The 23,872-nt window shown below is 74.1% G+C and carries 5 protein-coding genes; 2 read left to right on the top strand and 3 right to left on the bottom strand.

From position 1 onward, the window contains the following. Positions 1-23: 23 nt before the first annotated feature. Both OHV05_RS26380 and OHV05_RS26375 read left to right on the top strand, forming a co-directional pair. Positions 24-800, top strand: a complete 777-nt coding sequence (locus OHV05_RS26380) for a hypothetical protein (protein ID WP_405019846.1) — start codon at positions 24-26, stop codon at positions 798-800. Positions 801-1,164: 364 nt separating this feature from the next. Next, positions 1,165-1,689, top strand: coding sequence for an ATP-binding protein (locus OHV05_RS26375; RefSeq protein ID WP_405019845.1), 525 nt, complete (start codon positions 1,165-1,167; stop codon positions 1,687-1,689). A gap of 23 nt (positions 1,690-1,712) precedes the next feature. On the opposite strand, the gene mftE is transcribed toward OHV05_RS26375, so the two are convergent. From mftE to OHV05_RS26360, 3 genes are read right to left on the bottom strand one after another with little or no spacing between them, the layout of a single operon-like run. Further along, complete coding sequence (gene mftE, locus OHV05_RS26370; protein ID WP_405019844.1) at positions 1,713-2,429, bottom strand: mycofactocin biosynthesis peptidyl-dipeptidase MftE; 717 nt, start codon at positions 2,427-2,429, stop codon at positions 1,713-1,715. A 3-nt stretch (positions 2,430-2,432) separates the two neighbouring features. Next, the gene (locus tag OHV05_RS26365; protein WP_405019843.1) at positions 2,433-7,640 is read right to left on the bottom strand and encodes an SDR family NAD(P)-dependent oxidoreductase; all 5,208 of its coding nucleotides are present in this window, start codon (positions 7,638-7,640) and stop codon (positions 2,433-2,435) included. 30 nt (positions 7,641-7,670) lie between these two features. Continuing rightward, positions 7,671-23,627: an SDR family NAD(P)-dependent oxidoreductase gene (locus OHV05_RS26360; protein ID WP_405021548.1), complete on the bottom strand. Its 15,957-nt coding sequence runs from the start codon at positions 23,625-23,627 to the stop codon at positions 7,671-7,673. Between the last annotated feature and the right edge of the window lie 245 nt (positions 23,628-23,872).

Here is a 23,872-nt window from a genome sequence, read left to right as displayed (position 1 = left end):
CCCACGACGGAGCGGAGAGCACCGTGTCCCACGAGCAGCAGTCCGACCACGAGCTGCACGACGCCTTCGACCTCACGGTGCGGGGGTTCTCCCCGCACAGCCCCGACCTGGTCCAGCGCGCCGCCGGCCGGGGCAGGCACCTGCGCCGGGTCCGGCAGGCCCAACTGGCTGTCGCCGCGGTGCTGGTGGTCGGGACGACCGGGCTGGGCCTGAGCCAGTTCGGCCCGCAGGCCGGACCGGTTCCGCTCCCGCCGACCGCGACGAGCACCTCGCCCGGCCCGGTGCCGAGCAGCACCCCGTCCGTGCCGCCGACCGACTCGGCGCGGCTGCTGGAGCTGCTGCGGGGGAAGCTTCCGTCCGGCCTGCAGCTCAGTGCGCCGTACCGGGTGGACCCGGGCGGGCAGTGGCCCTCGGGTGAGCCTTCCCGGGTCCTGGCCGCCGGCTTCGCCGTCACCAAGGGCACCAGCCGGGGCGGCGTCGGCATCACTTTCTCCCGCACCCCGCTGCTCTCCACGACCAACTGCGCGAAGCCCACCTGCACCGCGACCCGGCAGCCGGACGGCACGCAGCTGACGGTTCGGCAGCTGGCGAACCCCCCAGGGCACCAGAACTGGAGCGCGGTGCTGGAGTGGCCGGACGGGTCGGAGGTGATGGTGGCGGCGAACAACGATCCGGGCAAGGACGAGGAGGGCGGAACGCGGTCCTACACCAACGCCCCGCCACTGGGCCTGCCCGAGCTGTCCGCGATCGCCCTCGATCCGGCCTGGCGGCAGGTGGTGGCGGGCCTGCCCGCCCAGTGACCGGCGGGAGCTTCTCCTGAGTGAGAATCCGTCCGGCGGTCCGACTGATCGAAGCGCGGCCGAGGACGTCCGGCCGGCAGCTGCCCGGATGCTTCGTGGCATCCGTGCTGGCCGGCGTCCCCGTGGCCGCCCTGCTGTGGGTGTGGTTCATCTCCGTCTCGCTCTCGTGCACAGGAGAGAACACCGGTTGCCAGCCAGTCCCGGCCCAGCAAGGGGCCACCGCCTGGCACCTCCTGCACAACCTCACCGAGGCCGTCACCGTGTCGACCTGCGCGAGCGAACAAGCTGGACATCGACGACAGACCACGTCCTCGAAGACCCCACGCCCGTTCCCACCGCTCGCGCAGCGCTAGCATCGGGGCCCATGATCGTATGGCTCAACGGTACCCACGGTGCAGGCAAGACAACGACCAGTGCGCTCGTGCAGCCCCTGATCCCGGATTCACGGGTGTTCGACGCCGAGAAGGTCGGCGAGACTCTCATGGACATCACGCCGGGGCTGCCCGGGACGGACAACTTCCAGCACTGGCCGCCGTGGCGGCAGCTCGTCGTCGAGACCGCCCGCCGCGTACTCGACTACACCGGCGGCACTCTGGTGATGCCGATGACTGTCCTGGTCGAGCAGTACTGGCGCGAGATCGGCACGGGCCTCGCCCAACACGCCATTCCGGTCCGGCACTTCGTCCTGCACGCCGACCAGGACACCCTCCGCGGGCGCATCGCAGAGGACACTGTCGTCGGTCCCAACTCCTGGTTCCGCCTCAAGTACCTCGAGCCCTACGCCGAGGCGGCCCGCACCTGGCTGCACGCCGAGGCCGAGGTCGTCGACACCACGCACCTCACGCCGGCCCAGGCCGCCCTGCAGATCGCAGAGGCCGTCAAGAGCTGAGGTCCACCCACCCCAGACCGCCGTCAGGACGTGGCGGACCAGTCGTCGTACGCCGCCAGCAGGGTGGCCGTCCAGGCGTCCAGCAGGCGGTGCCCCTCCTGGGCGGTGGCTCCGGTGGGGTCGCCCAGGACGCCGTTCGGGGTGACCGCGGCCAGGCCGCCGGTGCGGAGGGCGGGGAGCAGCTCGGCCAGACCGGTGGTGTTCCCCGGCTCGGCCAGGTCGGTGCGGACCGCCTCGGGGCGCAGGGCCAGCAGGGCGGAGGTCTCGGTGCGTCCGGCGTGGCTGTCGTCGGGGGGTCCGGACGGGCACCAGGCGAGCGCCCGGCGGCCCTCCACCCGCAGCCGGGCCACCGCACGGTGCAGCGGGGCGGCGTTGCCGCCGTGCCCGCAGACCAGCACCACCCCGGCGAAGTCGTCGGCGGAGCGGACCAGTTCGACCAGCAGCAGCTCCAGTGCCCGCTGTCCGATCGACAGCGTGCCGGGGAAGCCGGCGTGCTCGCCGCTCGACCCGTACGGCAGCGCGGGCGCCACCACCACCGACTCCCGGGCCACCGCCAGGCGTTCGCACAGTGCGTCGGCCACCTCGGTGTCCACGGTGAACGGCAGGTGCGGGCCGTGCTGTTCGGTCGCGCCGAGCGGCACGGCCAGCACCGAGTACGGTGCCAGCCGTGCCGCCTGTGGCCACGTCAGCCCGGCCAGCCGGCGCGGGCCGGAGCGGGACGGGGCCGGTTCGGGGGTCAACGGTCAGCCGGAGATGCCGAGTTCGGCGTCGAGGATGTCGAACAGCTCGTCCGTGCTGGCGTCCACCAGGTCCTCGTCGATGCCCTGCTCCTCGGTCTCGAAGAGCAGCTCCCGCAGGTAGGCCGCGAGCGCGCCGGCCGACGGGTAGTCGAAGACCAGCATCGGCGTCAGGTTCCGGCCCGCCACGGTGACCATCCGGTTGCGCAGTTCGAGCGCGCTGAGCGAGTCGAACCCGATGTCCAGGAAGCCCCGGTCGGGGTCGATCGCGTCCGGGCCCGGGTGGCCGAGGATCTCGGCGGCGTGGGTCCTGACCACCTGGAGGACGGCCCGGTCCAGCTCGGCACCGGTGACGCCCGCCAGCTGCTCCGGCAGGGTCTGACCGGCGCCCTGGTGCGACCCGGCGCGGGACGGCCGACGGGTCGGCGCCTTGACCAAGCCGCGCAGCAGCGCCGGGAGTTCGTCGGCCCGGGCACGCAGGGCGACCGGGTCCACGTGCACCGGCACCACCACGGCCGTGTCGCCGACCCGCAGCGCGGAGTCGAGCATCGCCAGGCCCTCGGTGGCCGAGAAGGCGGGCAGGCCCTGCCGGCGCATCCGGAGCAGGTCGGCCTCGGCGAGGTACTGGCTCATGCCGGTGTCCACCGCCCAGGCGCCCCAGGCCAGCGAGGTGGCCCGCAGACCCGCCAGCCGCCGGTGCTCGGCCAGCCCGTCCAGGAAGACGTTGGCGGCGGCGTACCCGGCCTGTCCCTGGGCCAGCACCAGACCACCGGCCGAGGAGAACAGCACGAACAGCGCCAGGTCCAGCTCGGCGGTCAGCTCGTGCAGGTACCAGGCGGCGTCGGCCTTGGGCGCGAGACTGGAGTCCACCAGCTCGGGCGTCCAGGAGCCGATCACGCCGTTGTGCACCACACCGGCCACGTGCACCACGCCGGTCAGCGGGTGAGCGGCCGGGATGGCGGCCAACAGGCCCTCCAATGCGGCCCGTTCGGCCACGTCGGCGGCGGTCACGGTCACCTCCGCGCCCAATGCCTCGAGCTCGGCGACCAGTTCGGCCGCACCGGGTGCGGCCGGGCCGCGCCGGCTGGTCAGCAGCAGGTGCCCGACGCCGTACTCGGTCACCAGGTGCCGGGCCACCAGCGCGCCCAGGCCACCGGTGCCGCCGGTGATCAGCACGGTGCCCGCCGGGTCCAGCTCGGGGGCGGTGGCCTCGGCCGGGACCGGCAGCGCGGTCAGCCGGGGCACCAGCACCTCGCCGGCCCGGATGGCCAGTTCGGCTTCGCCGGTGGCCAGCGCGCCGGCCAGGGCGATCCGGGACTCGGCCCGGTCGTCGATGTCCACCAGGACGAAGCGGCCCGGGTGTTCGGCCTGCGCGGCGCGGACCAGACCCCAGACCGGGGTCTGGGTGAGGTCGCCGGGCTCGCCGACCACCGTGACGCCGCCGTGGGTGGCGACGGCCAGCAGCGAGTCGGCGTACCGCTCGTCGGCCAGCCACTCCTGGACCACCGCGAGCACCTGGTTGGCCGCCACCCTGGTCCCGGCCGGCAGGTCGACGGTGGCCGCGCTGATCTCCAGCAGGACGGTCTCCGGCACCACCGGGCTGTCCGGGTCCAGGCTCGCCCAGTCCACCGGGTCGGGCGCGCCGAGAGCGGTCAACGGGAGCGGGTTCCAGACCAGTTGGAACAGCGAACCGGCCTGCGCCGGGCCGCCGGTGCCGAGCTGCTCCGGGGTGACCGGACGGAAGGTGAGCGACTCGACCGTCGCCACCGGGGCACCGTCGGTGTCCGCCAGCTCGATGCTGATCGTGGTGTCGGTGGGCCGCACCAGGCGGACCCGCACGGCGGTGGCGCCCACCGCGTGCAGGGTGACACCCGCCCAGGAGAACGGCAGCAGGGTCTGGTCCTCACCGCCCTCACCGAGGCTGAGCGCGTGCATGGACGCGTCCAGCAGGGCGGGGTGGATGCCGAAGGCGGCGGCCTCGGCGTGCGACCCGGCGGGCAGCGCGACGGTGGCGAACACCTCGTCACCACGCTTCCAGGCCGCCTGGACGCCCTGGAACACCGGCCCGTACGCGTAACCCTGGCCCAGCAGCACCGAGTAGAGGTCCTGGACGTCCACGGCGGTGGCGCCGGCGGGCGGCCACTCGGTGAAGTCGAAGGCCGGCGCCGGGGCACCGGTGCCGAGCACACCCTCGGCGTGCAGGGTCCACGGACCCTGGGCGTCGGCCTCGGCCCGCGAGTAGATCCGCAGCGAACGACGCTCCGTCACGTCCGGCGCGCCGACCGAGACCTGGACGGCGAGACCGCCGCGCTCCGGCAGGATCAGCGGTGCCTGGATGGTGAGTTCCTCCAGCAGGTCGGCCCCGGCCTGCTCGGCCGCGCGGGTCGCCAGTTCGACGAAGCCGGTGCCCGGCAGCAGGATGCTGCCCAGCACGTCGTGGTCGGCGATCCAGCCCTGTCCGTCGAGCGACAGGCGCCCGGTGAGTACCAGGCCCTCGGTGTCGGGGAGCGCGAGCGCCGCCCCGAGCAGCGGGTGCTCGACCCGCTGCTGGCCCACCGACGCGACGTCGCCGTCGGTGCTGCCCCCGGCCAGCGCGTCCACCCAGTAGCGGTTGCGCTGGAAGGCGTAGGTCGGCAGCTCCACCCGGCGGGCGCCCGAGTCGGCGAAGAACGCCGACCAGCTGACGGCCACTCCGGCGGAGTGCAGCCGGCCGAGCGCGGTGACCAGGGTGGTGCTCTCCGATCGGTCCTTGCGGGCCGCCGCGACGAACACCGCGTCCTCGGACTCGACGCTCTGCTGGGCCAGCCCGGTCAGGATGCCGTCGGGGCCGATCTCCAGGAACCGGGAGGCACCCCGGGCGGCCAACTGCCGGACGTTGTCGGCGAACCGGACCGCGTCCCGGACGTGGCTCACCCAGTACTCGGGGTCGGCGAAGGAACCCGAGGCCACCACCGGAATCACCGGCTCGGCGAAGGTCAACTCACGGACCACCGCGCGGAACTCGTCCAGCATCGGATGCATCAGCGGCGAGTGGAACGCGTGCGAGACGCTCAGCCGCTTGGTGCGCTCGAAGCGGGCCGCGACCTCCAGGACGGTGGCCTCGTCACCCGACACCACCACCGAACGCGGACCGTTCACCGCCGCGATGCTCACCCGGTCGGTCAGCAGCGGCAGCACCTCCTCCTCGGTCGCCTCGATCGCCACCATCGCACCACCGGAAGGCAGTTCCTGCATCAGCCGCCCACGCGCCGACACCAGCTTCACCGCGTCCGCCAAGGACAGCACCCCGGCCACATGCGCGGCCGCGATCTCACCCACGGAGTGACCCGACAGGAAGTCAGGACGCACCCCCCACGACTCCACCAGCCGGTACAGCGCGACCTCGAAGGCGAACAGCGCACTCTGCGCGTTCACCGTACGGTTCAACTCATCCGCATCCGAGCCCCAGACGACATCCCGCAGCGAACCGCCCAGCTCACCCAACACCTCGTCAAAAGCCGAAGCGAACACCGGGAACGCAGCGTGCAGTTCACGCCCCATCCCCAGCCGCTGCGACCCCTGCCCCGTGAACAGGAACGCCACCTGCGCACCGGCCCGGGCCTGCCCCGGCACCTCGGCGCCCTCGGCGACGGCCCGCAGGCCCGCGATCAGCTCGGCCCGGTCCGCGCCGACCACCACGGCCCGCCGCTCCAGGGCGGAGCGGGTGACGGCCAGCGACCAGCCCACGTCCGCGATCCCGAGCTCGGGGTCGGCCTCGACGTGGTCGGCCAGCTTGGCCGCCTGGCCGCGCAGTGCGTCCACCGTCCGGCCGGAGAACACCCAGGGCACGTCCGGGAGTCGGACACCGTCGGCGGCCGGGGCCACCTCGGCCGGGGCCTGCTCGATGATGACGTGCGCGTTGGTGCCGCTGAGACCGAACGAGGAGACCCCGGCCCGGCGCACCCGCCCGTTCCCCGGCCACTCCCGGGCCTCGGTGAGCAGCTCGACGCCGCCCGCCTCCCAGTCCACCTTGGAGGTGCGGTCCGCCGAGTGCAGCGACTTGGGCAGGACGCCGTGCCGGATCGCCTCGACCATCTTGATGATGCCGCCGACACCCGCCGCCGCCTGGGTGTGACCCAGGTTCGACTTCAGCGAGCCCAGCCAGAGCGGCTGGTCCGCCGAGCGGCCCTTGCCGTACGTGGCGAGCAGCGCCTGCGCCTCGATCGGGTCACCGAGCGTGGTGCCCGTGCCGTGCGCCTCGACGGTGTCCACGTCGGCGGGCGTCAGCTGGGCGTTGGCCAGCGCGGCCCGGATGACCCGCTGCTGGGAGGGCCCGTTGGGCGTGGTCAGGCCGCTGGAGGCGCCGTCCTGGTTGGTGGCCGAGCCACGCACCACGGCCAGGATCCGGTGCCCGTTGCGCTGGGCGTCGGAGAGCCGCTCCAACAGCAGCATGCCGGTGCCCTCCGAGCAGCCGGTGCCGTCCGCGTGCTCGGAGAAGGACTTGCACCGCCCGTCCTTGGCCAGCCCGCGCTGGGTGCTGAAGTAGACGAACATGTCCGGGTTGGTCATCACGGTGACGCCACCGGCCAGCGCCAGCGACACCTCGCCGGCCCGCAGCGCCTGGACGGCCATGTGCAGCGCGACCAGCGAGGAGGAGCAGGCGGTGTCGACCGTGACGGCCGGGCCCTCCAGGCCCAGGGTGTAGGCGACCCGGCCGGTCACCAGGCTGCCGTCGCTGCTGCCGAAGCCGTAGTCGTGGTACATCACCCCGGCGTAGACGCCGGTCCGGCTGCCCTTCAGCGAGAGCGGGTCGACGCCCGCGTGCTCGATCGCCTCCCAGGAAGTCTCCAGCAGCAGGCGCTGCTGCGGGTCGATGGTGAGCGCCTCGTTCGGCGCGATGCCGAAGAAGCCGGGGTCGAACTCGGCTGCGTCGTGCAGGAACCCGCCCTCGTGGGCGACGCTCTTGCCGGCCTTGCCGGGCTCCGGGTCGTACACCCCGTCGAGGTCCCAGCCGCGATCGGCCGGGAAGTCCGACACGGCGTCGACCCCGTCGGCCACCAGCCGCCAGAGGTCCGCCGGGGTCTGCACCCCGCCGGGGTAGCGGCAGGCCATCCCGACGATGGCGATCGGTTCGACGGCCGCCGCGGTGAGGCTGCCGTTCAGCTGACGCAGGCGCTCGTTGTCCAGCATGGACTTACGGAGTGCCTCGACTATCTGGTCCACGGACGCGTCCACGGTGTGGGGATACCTTTCGCTCTGCGGGTCTCAGTTGGAGTTGGCGGCGAGCGCGGCCCGCACCAGGTCGTCGATGGCCATGGTGGTGATGTCGGCCGCCGGTGCGGCCGCTCCCGACGCCGGGGCCGGGCCGTCCGCCGGAGCCGTGGCCGGGGCGGTCAGCTTCAGCAGTGCGTCGAGCAGGCCCGCCTCCCGGAGCGCGGCCAGCGGCAGCGCCCCCAGGGCCCGGCGGAACTCGCCCTCGTCCAGCTCCGACTGCGGCTGCTCCGCCGGCTCGCTGTCGGCGATGCCGGGCAGCAGCTCGGTGAGCAGGAACTCGGCCAGCGCGCCGGGGTTCGGGTAGTCGAACATCAGCGTGGCCGGGAGCCGCAGGCCGGTGGCGGTCTGCAGGCGGTTGCGGAGCTCGATCGCGGCCAGCGAGTCGAGACCCAGCTCGGTGAAGCCCCGGGTGACGTCGATCGCCGCCGGGTCGTCGTGGCGGACCGCCGCGACGTGGTTGCGCACCAGGTCGAGCAGGAACCGGTCCCGCTCGGTCCGGCCCAGACCGGCGAGCCGCTGCTCCAGCGAGAGCTGACCGGCCGGCTCGGCCTCCACCGCCGCCACCTTGGCCTTGGTGGTGCGGGCCGGGCGCCGGCTCTGACTGCGCACCAGCTCGCGGAAGAGCGGCGAGATCTCGTCCGCCACCGCCGCCAGCGCGGGCACGTCCAGCCGGATCGGGACCAGCACCGCGTCCTCGCTGCGGCCGAGCGCCTCGTCGAACAGCGCGAGACCCTCCTCGCCGGTCATCGCGGGCATCCCGAGCCGGTTCATCCGGTGCAGGTCGGCCTCGGTGACGCCGCCGCCCAGGCCGGTCTTCTGGGTCCACAGACCGAAGGCCAGCGAGGTGCCGGGCAGGCCCAGCTCCCGGCGGTGGACGGCGAGGGCGTCGACGAAGCGGTTGGCCGCGCCGTAGTTCGCCTGCCCGGTACCGACCAGCAGCCCGGCGCAGGAGGAGAACAGCACGAACGCCGTGAGGTCGAGCTCCTTGGTCAACTCGTGCAGGTGCCAACCGGCTTCGAGCTTCGGCCGCAGGACGTTGTCCAGCTGTGCCGGGGTCAGCGAGCCGACCAGGGCGTTGTCCATCACCCCGGCCGCGTGCACCACACCGCGCAGCGGGTGGGCGGTCGGAACGCCCGTCAGCAGGCCCTCCAGGGCCGCCCGGTCGGCGGCGTCGGCCGCCGCGACGGTGACCTGCGCCCCCGCCTCGGTCAGCTCGGCCGCCAGGGCCGCCGCCTCGGGCGAGGCGAGCCCACGCCGACTGGTCAGCAGCAGGTGCCTGACCCCGTGCTCGGCGACCAGGTGACGGGCCACCAGGGCGCCCAGACCGCTGGTGCCACCGGTGATCAGCACCGTGCCCTCCAGGTCCCACGGGGAGACCGGCGGGACGCCGCTCTCCGCGACCCCGGCGAGCCGGGGCACCCGGACGTCCACGCCGCGTACCGCCAACTCCGGCTCGCCCAGGGCGGCGAGCTGGACCGGCACGTTCCCGCTGTCCAGGTCCACCAGCAGGATCCGGCCCGGGTTCTCCTGCTGGGCGGATCGGACCAGGCCCCAGACCGCGGCCTGGCCGAGGTTGATCCGCTCGTCCTCCTCGACCGCGACCGCGCCCCGGGTGAGCACCATCAGGCGGGTGTCGGCGAACCGGTCGTCGGCCAGCCACTGCTGAAGGGTGCTCAGCACCCCGTCCAGCGCCGCCCGGGCATCCGTCGGGACCTCCCCGGTGCCCAACGGCACCGGCAGCAGGATCAGTTCGGGCGTCGTCGTACCGGCCCCGGCCGCGCTGCCGAGGGCCGTCAGGCTCTCGAACACCGGCAGGTCGAGGTCCAGCCCGGCGGCGTCGCCGACGATCACCCGGCCGGCCGCGGTGGCGCTGCCCGCCGCACCGAGCGGCAGGTGGCTCCAGCCGATCCGGAACAGCGAGTCGTGCTGCTTGAGCCCGGTGGAGGCCGCCGCACCGGCGGCGATCCGGTCCGGGGTGATCGCCCGGACCACCAGCTGCTCGACGGTGGCCACCGGCAGGCCGGTGGAGTCGGCGAGTTCGAGCCGGACCGCGTCGGGGCCGGTCGAGTTGAGCTTCACCCGCATCCGGGCGGCGCCGCCGGCGTGCAGCGAGACGCCGGTCCAGGCGAACGGCAGGTGCGAGGAGCCGATGTCCTGCGGGCGGTAGCCGCCGAGGAAGTCGGTCGCGCTCAACGCCGCGTCCAGCAGCGCCGGGTGGACCCGGAAGCCGGCCGCCTCCTCCCGCACGTCGTCCGGCAGGGCGACCTCGGCGAAGACGTCCTCGCCCCGGCGCCAGACCGCCTTCAGACCCCGGAAGCGCGGGCCGTAGTAGTAGCCCTGGCTGGTCAGGTAGTCGTAGACGTCGCTGATGTCGACCTCTTCGGCGCCGGCCGGCGGCCAGGAGCCGTAGGTGACGTCGAAGGCGGCGGGCACCGTCGCGGTGGCCTCGGACGGGGCCAGGAAGCCGGACACGTGCCGGGTCCAGTCCACGTAGTCCGGCGCGTTCTCGAACCGGGAGTAGACCTCCAGGGTGCGCCGGTTCGAGGCGTCGGCCGCGCCGACCACGACCTGGACGGCGGTGCCGCCGGTCGCGGTGAGCGGCATGATCGCCTCGATGGTCAGCTCCTCGACCAGGTCGCAGCCGACCTCCTCGCCGGCCCGCAGCGCCAGTTCGACGTAGCCGGTGCCAGGGAGCAGCAGCGTGCCGAGCACGTTGTGGTCGGCCAGCCACGGGTGGGTGTCCATCGCCAGCCGGCCGGTCAGCACCACGCCGCCGTCCACCGGCGAGACCACCACCGCGCTGAGCATCGGGTGTTCGGCGGGCGTCTGGCCGATCCCGGCCACGTCGCCGCCGGGCAGCGCCGGGACGTCCAGCCAGTAGTGCCGCTTCTCGAAGGCGTAGCTCGGCAGGTCGACCCGCCGGGCGCCGTGCCCGGCGAAGAACGCGGCCCAGTCCGGGCCGTTGCCCGCCACCTGGAGCTCGGCCATCGCGGTGAGCAGCGCCTCGGGGGCGGTGCGGTCCTTACGGGCGGTGGCGGCCAGCACGTGGCCGTCGCCGGTGAGCGTCCCGCCGGCCAGCGCCGTCAGCACGCCGTCCGGGCCGAGCTCGACGTACCGGGTGACGCCCTCGCGCTCCAGGTAGCCGACCCCGTCGGCGAACCGGACCGCCTCGCGGACGTGCCGGACCCAGTAGTCGGCCGAGCCGAGCTGAACCGAACTCGCTTCGGTGCCGGTCAGGTTGGAGACCACCCGCAGGCTCGGGATCCGGTACGAGACGCTCTCGGCGACCTGCCGGAACTCCTCCAGCATCGGCTCCATCAGCGGCGAGTGGAAGGCGTGCGAGACCCGCAGCCGGTTGGTCTTGCGACCCTCGAAGCTGCCGATCACCGCCTCGACCTCGGCCTCGTCGCCGGAGACCACCACCGAGCGCGGGGCGTTGACGGCCGCGATGCTGACCCGGTCGGTGAGCAGCGGGAGGATCTCCTCCTCGGTGGCCTGGATCGCCACCATCGCACCACCCGAGGGCAGTTGCTGCATCAGCCGGCCCCGGGCCGCGACCAGCCGGGCCGCGTCCGGCAGCGAGAACACCCCGGCCACGTGGGCGGCCGCCAGCTCGCCGACCGAGTGGCCGACCAGGATGTCCGGCAGCAGGCCCCAGGACTCGACCAGGCGGAACAGTGCGACCTCGTAGGCGAACAGCGCGGTCTGGGTGTACACCGTCCGGTTCAGCAGTTCGGCGTCCTCGCCCCAGACCACCTCGCGCAGCGGGCGGTCCAGGTGACCGTCCAGCTCGGCCAGCGCCGCGTCGAAGGCCGACGCGAACACCGGGAAGGCGGCGTGCAGTTCACGTCCCATGCCGAGGCGCTGGGCGCCCTGGCCGGAGAACAGGAAGGCGGTCAGCCCGCCCGGAGCTGCGACGCCGGTGACGGCGGTGGGGTGTCCGCTCTGCTCGGCCAGCGCGGTGAGCGCCACCAGCGCCGAATCGCGGTCCCCGGCCAGCACCACGGCCCGGTGGTCCAGGTCGGCCCGGCCGGTGGCCAGCGAGAAGCCGACGTCCAGCAGGCTCAGCTCCTGGTCCCCGATGATCCGGTCCAGCAGCTTGGCCGCCTGGGCGGGCAGGCTCTTCGCGCTCTTCGCGGAGAACAGCAGCGGCACCAGCGGGAGCCCGGCGCCGGCCGGCACCTCGGCCACCGGGGCGGGCACGGGGGCCTGCTCGATGATCAGGTGCGCGTTGGTGCCGCTCAGGCCGAACGAGGAGACACCGGCCCGGCGCGGCCCGGTGACCTGCGGCCACTCCCTGGCCTCGGTCAGCAGGCGCACGTCGCCGGCCGTCCAGTCCACCTGCGGCGAGGGCTCGTCCACGTGCAGGGTCCGCGGCATCAGGCCGTTGCGGACCGCCATCGCCATCTTGATCACACCGCTGACCCCGGCCGCCGCCTGGGCGTGGCCGATGTTGGACTTGATCGAGCCGAGCCAGAGCGGCCGGTCCTCGGGCCGGTCCTGGCCGTACGTGGCCAGCAGCGCCTGGGCCTCGATCGGGTCACCGAGGCGGGTGCCGGTGCCGTGACCCTCGACCAGGTCGATGTCGGCGGCGGAGAGACCGGAGGCGTCCAGCGCCTTCTGGATCACCCGCTGCTGCGAGGGACCGTTCGGCGCGGTCAGGCCGTTCGAGGCGCCGTCCTGGTTGATCGCGCTGCCCCGGATCACGGCGAGCACCGGGTGACCGTTGCGCTCCGCGTCGGAGAGCCGCTCGACCAGCAGCAGGCCGATGCCCTCGGACCAGCCGGTGCCGTCGGCGGCACCGGAGAACGCCTTGCAGCGACCGTCGGCGGAGAGCCCGCGCTGCTGACTGAAGTCGACGAACAGCTCCGGCGTCGGCATCACGGTGACACCACCCGCGATCGCCATGGTGATCTCACCGGCCCGCAGCGCCTGGACCGCCATGTGCAGCGCGACCAGCGAGGAGGAGCAGGCGGTGTCCACCGTGACGGCCGGACCCTCCAGGCCCAGTGTGTAGGCGACCCGGCCGGAGGCGATGCTCGCCGCGCTGCCGTTGCCGATGTAGCCGGTCAGCTCCTCCGGCACGTACGGGAGGCGGGTGCCGTAGTCGTGGTACATCACACCGGCGTACACACCGGTCTGGCTGCCGCGCATCGACTGCGGGTCGATGCCCGCCAACTCGAAGGTCTCCCAGGCGCCCTGGAGCAGCAGGCGCTGCTGCGGGTCCATCGCGAGGGCCTCGCGCGGCATGATGCCGAAGAACTCCGGGTCGAACTCGTTGGAGTCGTGCAGGAAGCCACCGGTGCGGGCGTAGGTCTTGCCCGCCAGGCCCGGCTCCGGGTCGTAGATGGACTCGATGTCCCAGCCACGGTCGGTCGGGAACTCCGAGACCGCGTCCACCCCGTCGACCACCAGTCGCCAGAGGTCCTCGGCGGAGCGGACCCCGCCGGGGAAGCGGCAGCTGATCGAGACGATCGCGATCGGCTCGTCCGCGACGGTCGCGGCGGCCGGGCGGGCCACCGGGGCCTTGGGCGCGCCGTCGCCGGCCAGCTTGGTCTTCAGGAAGTCGGCCACCGCGCGGGAGGTCGGGAAGTCGAAGACCAGGGTGGCGGGCAGGCGCAGGCCGGTGGCCCCGCCCAGCGAGTTCCGCAGTTCGACGGCGGCGAGCGAGTCGAAGCCGAGGTCCTTGAAGGCCCGGTCGGCGCCGACCGCGTCGAGCTCGGCGTGGCCGAGCACCGCGGCGACCTGGGTGCGGACCAACTCCAGCAGGTGCCGGTCGCGTTGGGCCTCGGTCAGGCCGGCCAGCCGCTCGGCCAGCGCGTTGCCGTCGACGGCCTTGCCGCCGGCCTGGGCGCGCTGCCGGGCCGGGCCGCCGGTGAGGCCGCGCAGCAGGGCCGGGATGCCCTCGCCCCGGGCCAGCACGCCGGTCCGGTCGATCCGGAGCGCGGCCAGCTGCGGGTGCTCGGTGCCGACCGCCGTGTCGAAGGCCGCCAGGCCCTCAACGGCGGTGAGGGCGGGCAGGCCCAGTCGGCTCATCCGGTCCAGGTCGGCGTCGGTGACGTCGCCGAGGCCGGTGTTGACCGCCCACATGCCGAAGGCGAGCGCGGTGGCGGGCAGACCCGCCGCCCTGCGGTGGGTGGCCAGCGCGTCCAGGAAGACGTTGGCGGCGGCGTAGTTGGCCTGTCCGGCTGCCAGCACCTGGCCACCGGCGGAGGAGAACAGTACGAAGGCGGTGAGGGCCTGACCAGCGGTCAGCTCGTGCAGGTGCCAGGCGGCGTCGGCCTTCGGGCGGAGCACGTGGTCGAACTGGTCCACCGTCAGCGACTCGACCAGCGCGTTGTCCATCACCCCGGCGGCGTGCACCACACCCGTCAGCGGGTGCTCGGCGGGCACCGTGGCCAGCACGGCGGCCAGCGCCGTCCGGTCGGCGACGTCGGCGGCGGCGATCGCCACCTCGGCGCCCAACCCGACCAGCTCGGCGGTCAGTTCGGCCGCACCGGGTGCGTCCGCGCCGCGTCGGCTGGTCAGCAGCAGGTGGCGGACCCCGTGCTCGGCCACCAGGTGACGGGCCACCAGGGCACCGAGACCGGTGGTCCCGCCGGTGATCAGCACCGTGCCGGTGGAGTCCCAGGCCGGCGACGGCTCGGCGGCGACCGCCAGCCTGGCCAGACGGGGCACCAGGAGCTGTCCGGCCCGCAGGGCGGCCTCCGGTTCCCCGGCGGCCGCGGCGGCGGCCAGGGCCCGGTCGGACTCGGCGGAGCCGTCCAGGTCGAGCAGGGCGAACCGGCCCGGGTTCTCCTCGATGGCCGACCTGACCAGACCCCAGACCGGGGCCTGTGCCAGCGCGATCGTCTCGGACTCCCCCGCCACCACGGCGTGTTCGGTCACCAGGACCAGCCGCGAGCCGTCGAACCGCTCGTCGGCCAGCCAGCTCTGGACCGCGCCGAGCGCGTCGGCGACGGCCGCCCGGACTCCGGCCGGGACGTCGGCGTCGGTGCCCGACGTGACCCGGTGCAGCACGACCGCCGGGACCTCGGCCTCGGTGCCCAGCAGCTCGGCCAGCGTCGGCACGGTGCCGGGGGCGGCGGCGGGCGGCGCGCTGCGCTGCCAGTCGACGCGGTGCAGGATCTCGTTCAACCTGCCCTGGCTCGCCGCGAGTTGCTCGGACGAGACCGGGCGGGAGACCAGCGACTCGACGGTGGCGACCAGCCGGCCGGAGGTGTCGGCGACACCGATCGCCGAGACCTCGGCGCCCCGGACCCGGCGGATGTGCACCCGGAGCGCGGAGGCGCCGGCCGCGTGCAGGGAGACGCCGTTCCAGGAGAACGGGAGCAGCGTCTCGCCCTCGTCCCCGGCCGTCCCGTCCAGCAGCAGGTCCACGTGCATCGCGGTGTCCAGCAGCGCCGGGTGCAGCCCGAAGCGGGCCGCCTCGGCGTGCGACTGGGCGGGCAGGGCGACCTCGGCGAACACGTCGTCACCCCGGCGCCAGGCGGCCTTCAGGCCCTGGAACACCGGACCGTAGCCGTAGCCCCGGTCGGTCAGCCGCTGGTAGGCGTTCGCCACGTCGATCACGTCGGCGCCCGGCGGCGGCCAGGCCGTCAGCTCGAACTCGGGCACGGTCGGCTCGGGCGCCAGCACACCGTTGGCGTGCCGGGTCCACTCCTGGTCGGCACCGCCCTCGGGGCGGGAGTAGACCGAGACCGACCGGGTGCCGGCGCCGTCGGCGGCGCCGACCACGACCTGCAGGGCAACCGCCCCGCCGGGCGCGAGGATCAGCGGCGCCTCCAGGGTGAGTTCCTCCACCCGGCCGCAGTCCACCTGGTCACCGGCCCGGACCGCCAGCTCGACGAATCCGGTACCCGGCAGCAGCAGGTTGCCCAGCACACCGTGGTCGCCGATCCACGCCTGGGTGTCGAGCGACAGCCTGCCGGTCAGCACCACACCGCCGGAGTCCGGCGAGACCACCGCCGCACTCAGCATCGGGTGGTCGACGGCCTCCAGACCGGCCGAACCGAGGTCGCCGAAGCCCACCCCGACCAGGTCGATCCAGTACCGCTGACGCTGGAAGGCGTAGGTCGGCAGGTCGGTACGGGCCTGCACCCCGGGCAGCAGCGCGGTCCAGTCGACGGCCACGCCACGGGCGTGGGCGCGGGAGAGGCCGGTGAGGAGTTCGCGCTCCTCACCGCGCTCGCGGCGCAGGGTGGAGACGAAGAGGGCGTCGGAGTCCTCACCGAGGTTGTCGGCACCAGCGGCGGTCAGCACCGCGTCAGGGCCGATCTCCAGGAAGGTGGTGACGCCCCGCGCCTCCAACTGCTTGACGTTGTCGGCGAACCGGACCGCGTCACGGACGTGACTCACCCAGTACTCCGGGTCCGCGAAGTCACCGGACGCCACCACCGGAATCCTGGGCCGGCTGAACGCCAACCCACCGACCACCGAACGGAACTCGTCCAGCATCGGATCCATCAACGGCGAGTGGAACGCGTGCGAGACACTCAACCGCTTCGTCCGCTCGAAACCCTCAGCGACCCGCAGCACCGTCGCCTCGTCACCCGACACCACCACCGAACGCGGACCGTTCACCGCCGCGATGCTCACCCGGCCGGTCAGCAGCGGCAGGATCTCCTCCTCGGTGGCCGAGATCGCCACCATCGCACCACCCGACGGCAGCTCCTGCATCAACCGCCCACGCGCCGACACCAGCTTCACCGCATCCGCGAGCGACAGCACCCCGGCCACATGCGCAGCCGCGATCTCACCCACCGAGTGACCCGACACGAAGTCAGGCCGCACCCCCCACGACTCCACCAACCTGAACAACGCCACCTCAACCGCGAACAACGCACTCTGCGTGTTCACCGTCCGGTTCAACTCATCCGCATCCGAGCCCCAGACCACCTCACGCAGCGAACCGCCCAGCTCACCCAACACCTCGTCAAAAGCCGAAGCGAACACCGGGAACGCAGCGTGCAGCTCACGCCCCATCCCCAACCGCTGCGACCCCTGCCCCGTGAACAGGAAGGCGAGCTTGCCCTCTCGCACGAAGTCGGCCGCACCCGCGCCCGCCGCCAGCGCGTCCAGCGCCTCGGCGAGCTGCTCGCGGTCGGCGCCGAGCGCCACCGCCCGGTGCTCCAGCCCGGCCCGGCCGGTGACCAACCCCAGCGCGGCCGAGGTGAGTTCACCGTCCTCCAGGGTCTCCAGGTAGGAACGGAGCCCGGCCGCCTGGGCACTGAGGGCCTGCGCGGTCCGGCCCGAGACCACCCACGGGACGAGGGTGGCGTCACCGACCGGCGTGGCCGCGACGGCGGCCGGCTGCGACGGCTCGGGAGCCTGCTCGACGATGACGTGCGCGTTGGTGCCGCTGATGCCGAAGGACGAGACGCCCGCCCGGCGGACCCGACCGGTCTCCGGCCAGGCCCGGGCCTCCGTCAGGAGCTCGATGTCACCGGCCTCCCAGTCCACCTGCGGGGACGGCTGCTCGGCGTGCAGCGTGCGCGGCAGGACGCCGTGCCGGATCGCCTCCACCATCTTGATGATGCCGCCGACACCCGCCGCCGCCTGGGTGTGACCCATGTTGGACTTGAGCGAGCCGAGCCAGAGCGGCTGTTCGGCCGGACGGTCCTGGCCGTAGGTCGCCAGCAGCGCCTGCGCCTCGATCGGGTCACCCAGCGTGGTGCCGGTGCCGTGGCCCTCGACCGCGTCGACGTCCGAGGTGGTCAGACCGGCCGTGGCCAGCGCCTGCTGGATCACCCGCTGCTGGGACGGACCGTTCGGCGCCGTCAGGCCGTTCGAGGCACCGTCGGAGTTGACCGCCGAGCCCCGGATCAGGCCGAGCACCTGGTGACCGTTGCGCTGGGCGTCGGAGAGCCGCTCCAGCAGGAGCATGCCGACGCCCTCGCCCCAGCCGGTGCCGTCCGCTCCGGCGCCGAAGGACTTGCACCGGCCGTCGGCGGCCAGACCGCGCTGACGGCTCATGTCGATGAAGGTGTCGGGAGTGGACATCACGGTCACACCACCGGCCAGCGCGAGCGAGCACTCGCCCTGGCGGAGCGCCTGGATCGCCCAGTGCATGGCGACCAGCGAGGAGGAGCAGGCGGTGTCGACCGAGACCGCCGGGCCCTCCAGGCCGAGGGTGTACGCCACCCGGCCGGAGACCACGCTCGCCAGGCTGCCGTTGCCGTGGTAGGCGGCGATCTCCTCGGGGAGCGGGCCCATCCGCAGGCCCCAGTCGTGGTACATCACCCCGGCAAAGACGCCGGTGTCACTGCCGCGCAGCGAGTGCGGGTCGAGTCCGGCCCGCTCCAGGGTCTCCCAGGAGACCTCCAGCAGCAGGCGCTGCTGCGGGTCCATCGCCTGCGCCTCGCGCGGGCTGATCCCGAAGAAGTCCGCGTCGAACTGGGCGGCGTCGTACAGGAAGGCGCCCTCCCGGCTGGAGCTCTTGCCGGGCTTGCCGGGCTCCGGATCGTACAGGTCGGCGGGCCAGCCGCGGTCGGCCGGGAACCGGTCGATGACGTCCCGGCCCTCGTCCACCAGCTGCCACAGACCCTCGGGCGAGGTGACCCCGCCCGGGTAGCGGCAGGCCATCGAGACGATCGCGATCGGGTCGTCGGCGCCGGCCACGGTGGCCGCCCGCTCGCGGCGGGGGGCGGTGGCGGGGGTGCTGGTGACCTTGCTCGCGATGTGCTCGGCGAGTGCGCGCGGGTTCGGGTAGTCGAAGGTGAGGGTGGCGCTCAGCCGCAGTCCGGTGGCGGCGTTGAGGCGGTTGCGCAGTTCAACGGCGGCCAGCGAGTCGAAGCCGAGCTCGTTGAACGCCCGGCCCGCGCTGACCGAGTCGGCGCTGTCGTGGCCGAGCACCGAGGCGGCGTGGGTGCGGACCAGGTCGAGCAGGGTCTCCACCCGCTCGGCCTCGGCCAGCCCGGCGAGCTGCTGCACCAGCGGGGTCTCGTCGGCCGACCGGCCGACCCCGGCGGCGGCCCGGCGCGGGACCGCGCGGACCAGGCCGCGGAGCAGCTGCGGGACACCGTCGGTACGGGCCTGGAGCGCCCGCAGGTCGATCCGGACCGGGATGACGGACGGCTCGGTGGTGGTCAGCGCGCGGTCGAACAGCGCCAGGTTCTCGTGCGGGAGCAGCCCCGCCATGCCGAGCCGGCGGGCCCGCTGGAGGGCGGCCTCGTCCAGGTCGGCGCCCATGCCCGCGCCGCCCAGCCAGAGGCCCCAGGCCAGCGAGGTGACGGGCAGTCCGGCGGCCTTGCGCTTGGCCGCCAGCGCGTCCAGGAAGAGGTTGGCGGCGGCGTAGTTCCCCTGGCCCGCGCCGTCCAGCGCGGTGGCGGTCGAGGAGTAGAGCACGAAGGCCCTGAGGTCTTGATCCTCGGTCAGCTCGTGCAGGTTCCAGGTGGCGTCCACCTTGGGGCGCATCACGTGGTCCACCCGGGCCGGGGTGAGCGAGCCCACCAGGCCGTCGTCCACCACACCGGCGGTGTGCACCACGGCGGTCAGCGGGTGCTCGGCGGGCACCTCGGCCAGCACGGCGGCCAGCGCCGCGCGGTCGGCGGCGTCCACCGCCGCCACGGTCACCGAGACGCCGAGCTCGGTCAGTTCGGCCGACAGCTCGGTGGCGCCGGGCGCGGACGGGCCGCGCCGGCTGGTCAGCAGCAGGTGCCGGACGCCGTGGTTGACCACCAGGTGGCGGGCCAGGTGGCCGCCGAGGCCACCGGTGCCGCCGGTGATCAGGACGGTGCCGGTGGCGTCCCACGGGGAGTCCTCGGTCTCCGCGTCGGCCGACAGCGCGGCCACCCGGGGCACCAGGAACTCACCGTCCCGCAGCGCGAGTTCGGTCTCGCCGGCAGCCAGTGCGGCGGACAGCGCGCGCTCGGAGTCGGCGCTGCCGTCCAGGTCGGCCAGCACGAAGCGGCCGGGGTTCTCGGCCTCGGCCGAGCGGACCAGACCCCAGACCACGGCCTGGGCCGGGTCGATCGGGTCGCCGTCCCGGGCGACCACCGCGTTCCGGGTGAGCACCACCAGCCGGGCGGCCTCGGTGCTCTCGTCGGCCAGCCAGTCCTGGACGGCGGTCAGTGCGTCGGCGGTCACCAGGCGGACCACGTCCGGCAGTTCGCCGGCGGGGGTGGCGATCACCGGGCGGCGGACGAAGCCCTCGGGGACTGCCTCGGCGGCGGGCAGCGCGAGCGGCTGCCAGCCGATCCGGTAGAGCGGCTCGCGGCGGCCGGCCCGGCCGGCCTCCAGCTGTTCGGCGGAGACCTGACGCAGCACCAGCGACTCGACCCGGGCCACCGGGCGACCCGCCTGGTCGGCGATGGCCAATGCCAGGCCGTCGGTCCCGTTCGGGGTGATCCTGACCCGGACGGCGGTGGCGCCGACCGAGTGCAGCGCGACCCCGGACCAGGCGAACGGCACCCGGGTGCCGTCCGGCACCGGTCCGGCCAGGTCGGCGGCGTGCAGCGCGGCGTCCAGCAGCGCGGGGTGCAGCCCGAACCCGTCGGCCCGGACCTCCGGGTCGAGGGCGACCTCGGCGTACACCTCGCCGCCGAGCTCCCAGGCGGCCCGGACGGCCCGGAAGGCCGGTCCGTAGCCGTAGCCCTGACCGGCCATCTGCTCGTACAGACCGCTGACGTCGAGCGACCGGGCGCCCTGCGGCGGCCAGACCGCGAGCTCGTCGGTCCCGGCGGCCGGGGCGCCGGCGCCGAGGAGGGCCTCGGCGTGCCGGTCCCACGGGCCGTCCCCGGTCCGGGAGTAGAACTCGACGGTGCGCCGGCCGGAGCCGTCGGCGACGCCGACCACCACCTGCAGCGCGACGTCGCCCTCGGCCGGGATCACCAGCGGGGCGGCCAGCGTGAGTTCCTCGACCAGGTCGCAGCCGACCTGGTCGCCGGCGGCCAGCGCCAGTTCGACGAAGGCGGTGCCGGGCAGCAGCACCACGCCCGCGATGACGTGGTCACCCAGCCAGGGCTGGGCCCGCAGCGAGAGCCGGCCGGTGAGCACCACGGTGTCCGACCCGGCCAGGCTGACCGCCGCACCCAGCAGCGGGTGCTGGACGACGTCCTGGCCCAGACCGGCCGCGTCGGCGGCCACGGTGGGCGCGGTCAGCCAGTAGCGCTTGTGCTGGAACGCGTAGGTGGGCAGCGCGACCCGGCGCGGGGAGAGACCCGCGTACGGGGTGTCGCCGTCCAGCGCGCCGCCCCGGGCGTGCACCCGGGCGACGGCGGTGGTCAGTTCCCTGACCTCGTCCCGGCCGGACCGCAGGGCGGCGACGAAGACCGCGTCGGCGGCCTGCTCGGGGACGCAGTCCTGGCCCATCGCGGTCAGCACCGCGTCGGGCCCGAGCTCCAGGAAGGTGCGGACGCCGTTGGCGGCCAGGCTCTCGACCGCGTCGTGGAAGCGGACCGACTCCCGGACGTGGCCCACCCAGTACTCCGGCGAGGTCAGTTCCTCGGCGGTGGCCGGGCGGCCGGTGACGGTGGAGACGATCGGGATGCGCGGGGCGGAGTAGCTGAGGATGCCGGCGATCAGGCCGAACTCCTCCAGCATCGGCTCCATCAGCGGCGAGTGGAAGGCGTGCGAGACCCGCAGCCGCTTGGTCCGCTCGAACCGGGCGGCGATCGCCAGGACGGCGTCCTCCTCGCCGGAGACCACCACCGAGCGCGGGCCGTTCACGGCCGCGATGCTGACGCCCGCGGTGAGCAGCGGGAGGATCTCCGCCTCGCTCGCCTGGATCGCCACCAGTGCGCCGCCGGTGGGCAGTTCCTGCATCAGGCGGCCACGGGCGGCCACCAGGGTGGCGGCGTCCTCCAGCGAGAACACCCCGGCCACGTGGGCCGCGGCGATCTCACCGACCGAGTGGCCGGCCAGGAAGTCCGGGCGCAGGCCCCAGGACTCCACCAGGCGGTAGAGCGCGACCTCGACCGCGAACAGCGCGACCTGGGCGTAGCAGGTCTGGTGCAGCAGCTCGGCCTCGGGCGATCCCTCGGCGGCGAACAGCACGTCCCAGAGCGGGAGTTCGAGCTGGAGGTCAAGGTAGCCGATGGCCTGGTCGAGGGCCCGGGCGAAGACCGGATAGGTGTCGTAGAGCTGACGGCCCATCGCCAGTCGCTGGCAGCCCTGGCCGGTGAACAGGAACGCCGTCCGGCCGGCCGGGGCGGTGCCCCGGAACGTCCCGGGAATCTCGGTGCCCTCCGCCAACGCCCGCAGGCCGGTGAGCAGTTCGTCGCGGTCCTCGGCCACCAGGACGGCCCGCTCGGCGAGCGTGGCCCGGGTGGTGGCGAGCGAGTGGCCGAGGTCGGCCGGGGTGAGCTCGGGGTCGGCCTCGACCAGCGCGAGCAGCCGCTCGGCCTGGCCGCGCAGCGCGGGGCCGGTCTTGGCGCTGACCGTGACGGTGACCGGGAGCGGGGTCGCGGCGGGCTCGGCACCGGCCTCGGCGGGCTCGACGGCCGGCGGCTCCTCGATGATCACGTGTGCGTTGGTGCCGCTGACGCCGAACGAGGAGACGCCGACCAGCCGGGGACGCTCGGCGTCCCGGGGCCAGTCCCGGTCCTCGGTCAGCAGCCGGACGTCGCCGGCCGACCAGTCGATGCTGCTGGACGGCGCGTCCACGTGCAGGGTGCGCGGCAGCACGCCGTGCCGCATCGCCATGATGACCTTGACGATGCTCGCCACACCGGCGGCGGCCTGGGTGTGGCCGATGTTGGACTTCACCGAGCCGAGCCAGAGCGGCCGGTCCTCCGGGCGGCCCCGCCCGTAGGTGGCCAGCAGCGCCTGGGCCTCGATCGGGTCGCCGAGGGTGGTGCCGGTGCCGTGCGCCTCGACCGCGTCCACCTGGTCCGCCGTCAGCCCGGCGGTGGCCAGGGTGTCGCGGATCAGCCGCCGCTGGGCGGCGCCGCTGGGGGCGGTCAGGCCGTTGCTGGCGCCGTCCTGGTTGATGCCGGTGCCGCGCACCACGGCCAGCACCGGGTGGCCGAGCCGCTGGGCGTCGGAGAGCCGCTCGACCACCAGCACGCCGACGCCCTCGCCGAAGGCGGTGCCGTCGGCGGCCTCGGCGAACGCCTTGATCACGCCGTCCTCGGCCAGGCCGCGCTGACGGCTGAACTCGGTGAAGATCGCCGGGCTGCCCATCAGCGTCACACCACCGGCCAGCGCGAGCGAGGACTCGCCCCGGCGCAGCGACTGGACGGCCAGGTGCAGGGCGACCAGCGAGCTGGAGCAGGCGGTGTCGATGGTGAGCGCCGGGCCCTCCAGACCGAGGGTGTACGCCACCCGCCCGCTGGCGATGGAGAGCGCGGTGCCGGTCAGCAGGTAGCCGTCCAGGCCCTCGGGGCTCTCGTGCGAGCGGACGCCGTACTCGTGCGCGCCGGCCCCGAGGAAGACGCCGGCCCGGGTGCCCCGGAGCCCGGTCGGGTCGATGCCCGCGTGCTCCAGCGCCTCCCAGGCGGCCTCCAGGGTGACCCGCTGCTGCGGGTCCATGGTGAGCGCCTCGCGCGGGCTGATGCCGAAGAAGTCGGCGTCGAACTCGGCGGCGTCGTAGAGGAATCCACCCTTGCGGGTGTAGCTGCGGCCCGGTGCGTCCGGGTCCGGGTCGAAGAGGTTGTCGAGGTCCCAGCCACGGTCGTCCGGGAAGTCACCGGAGACGGTGCGGCCCTCGCTGACGATCCGCCAGAGCGCCTCGGGGGTGGTCACCTCGCCGGGGAACCGGATGCCGACGCCGACGATGGCGATCGGCTCGTCGTCCGCGTAGGCCGCCAGGGTGGACACCGCGGCGTCCTCCGGCAGACCCAGCGCCTCGGCCCGCAGGTACTCGGCGAGCAGCGCGGGGGTCGGGTGGTCGAAGCCCGCCGTGACCGGCAGGGCCAGGCCGGTGGCCGCGTTCAGCCGGGCGTGCACCTCGACCAGACCGAGCGAGTCGAGGCCCTGCTCCTTGAACGGGCGGTCGGCCTCGACCACCGGCTCGACCCCGGGGCGCACTCTGCGCAGCACCGCCCGGGTCTGCTCGGCCACCAGGTCCAGCAGCACCCTGCGCTGCTCGGAAACCGGCAGCGCCTCCAGTCGACGGACCAGCTCGGACCGGTCCACCGGCGTCTGCCCGTCACCGGAAACGAAACTCCCAGACTCGCTCATCGAGATACGCTCCACTTTATCCGTCTTCGCCGGCAGGCCACGCACGGGCAGCCACAGAAACGCACACTACG

Origin of the sequence: Kitasatospora sp. NBC_00070 (assembly GCF_045041205.1) — a bacterium.
Lineage (GTDB): Bacteria > Actinomycetota > Actinomycetes > Streptomycetales > Streptomycetaceae > Kitasatospora.
The sequence above is the reverse complement of the archived record's forward strand: the minus strand, read 5'-3'. Positions and strand labels throughout refer to the sequence as shown.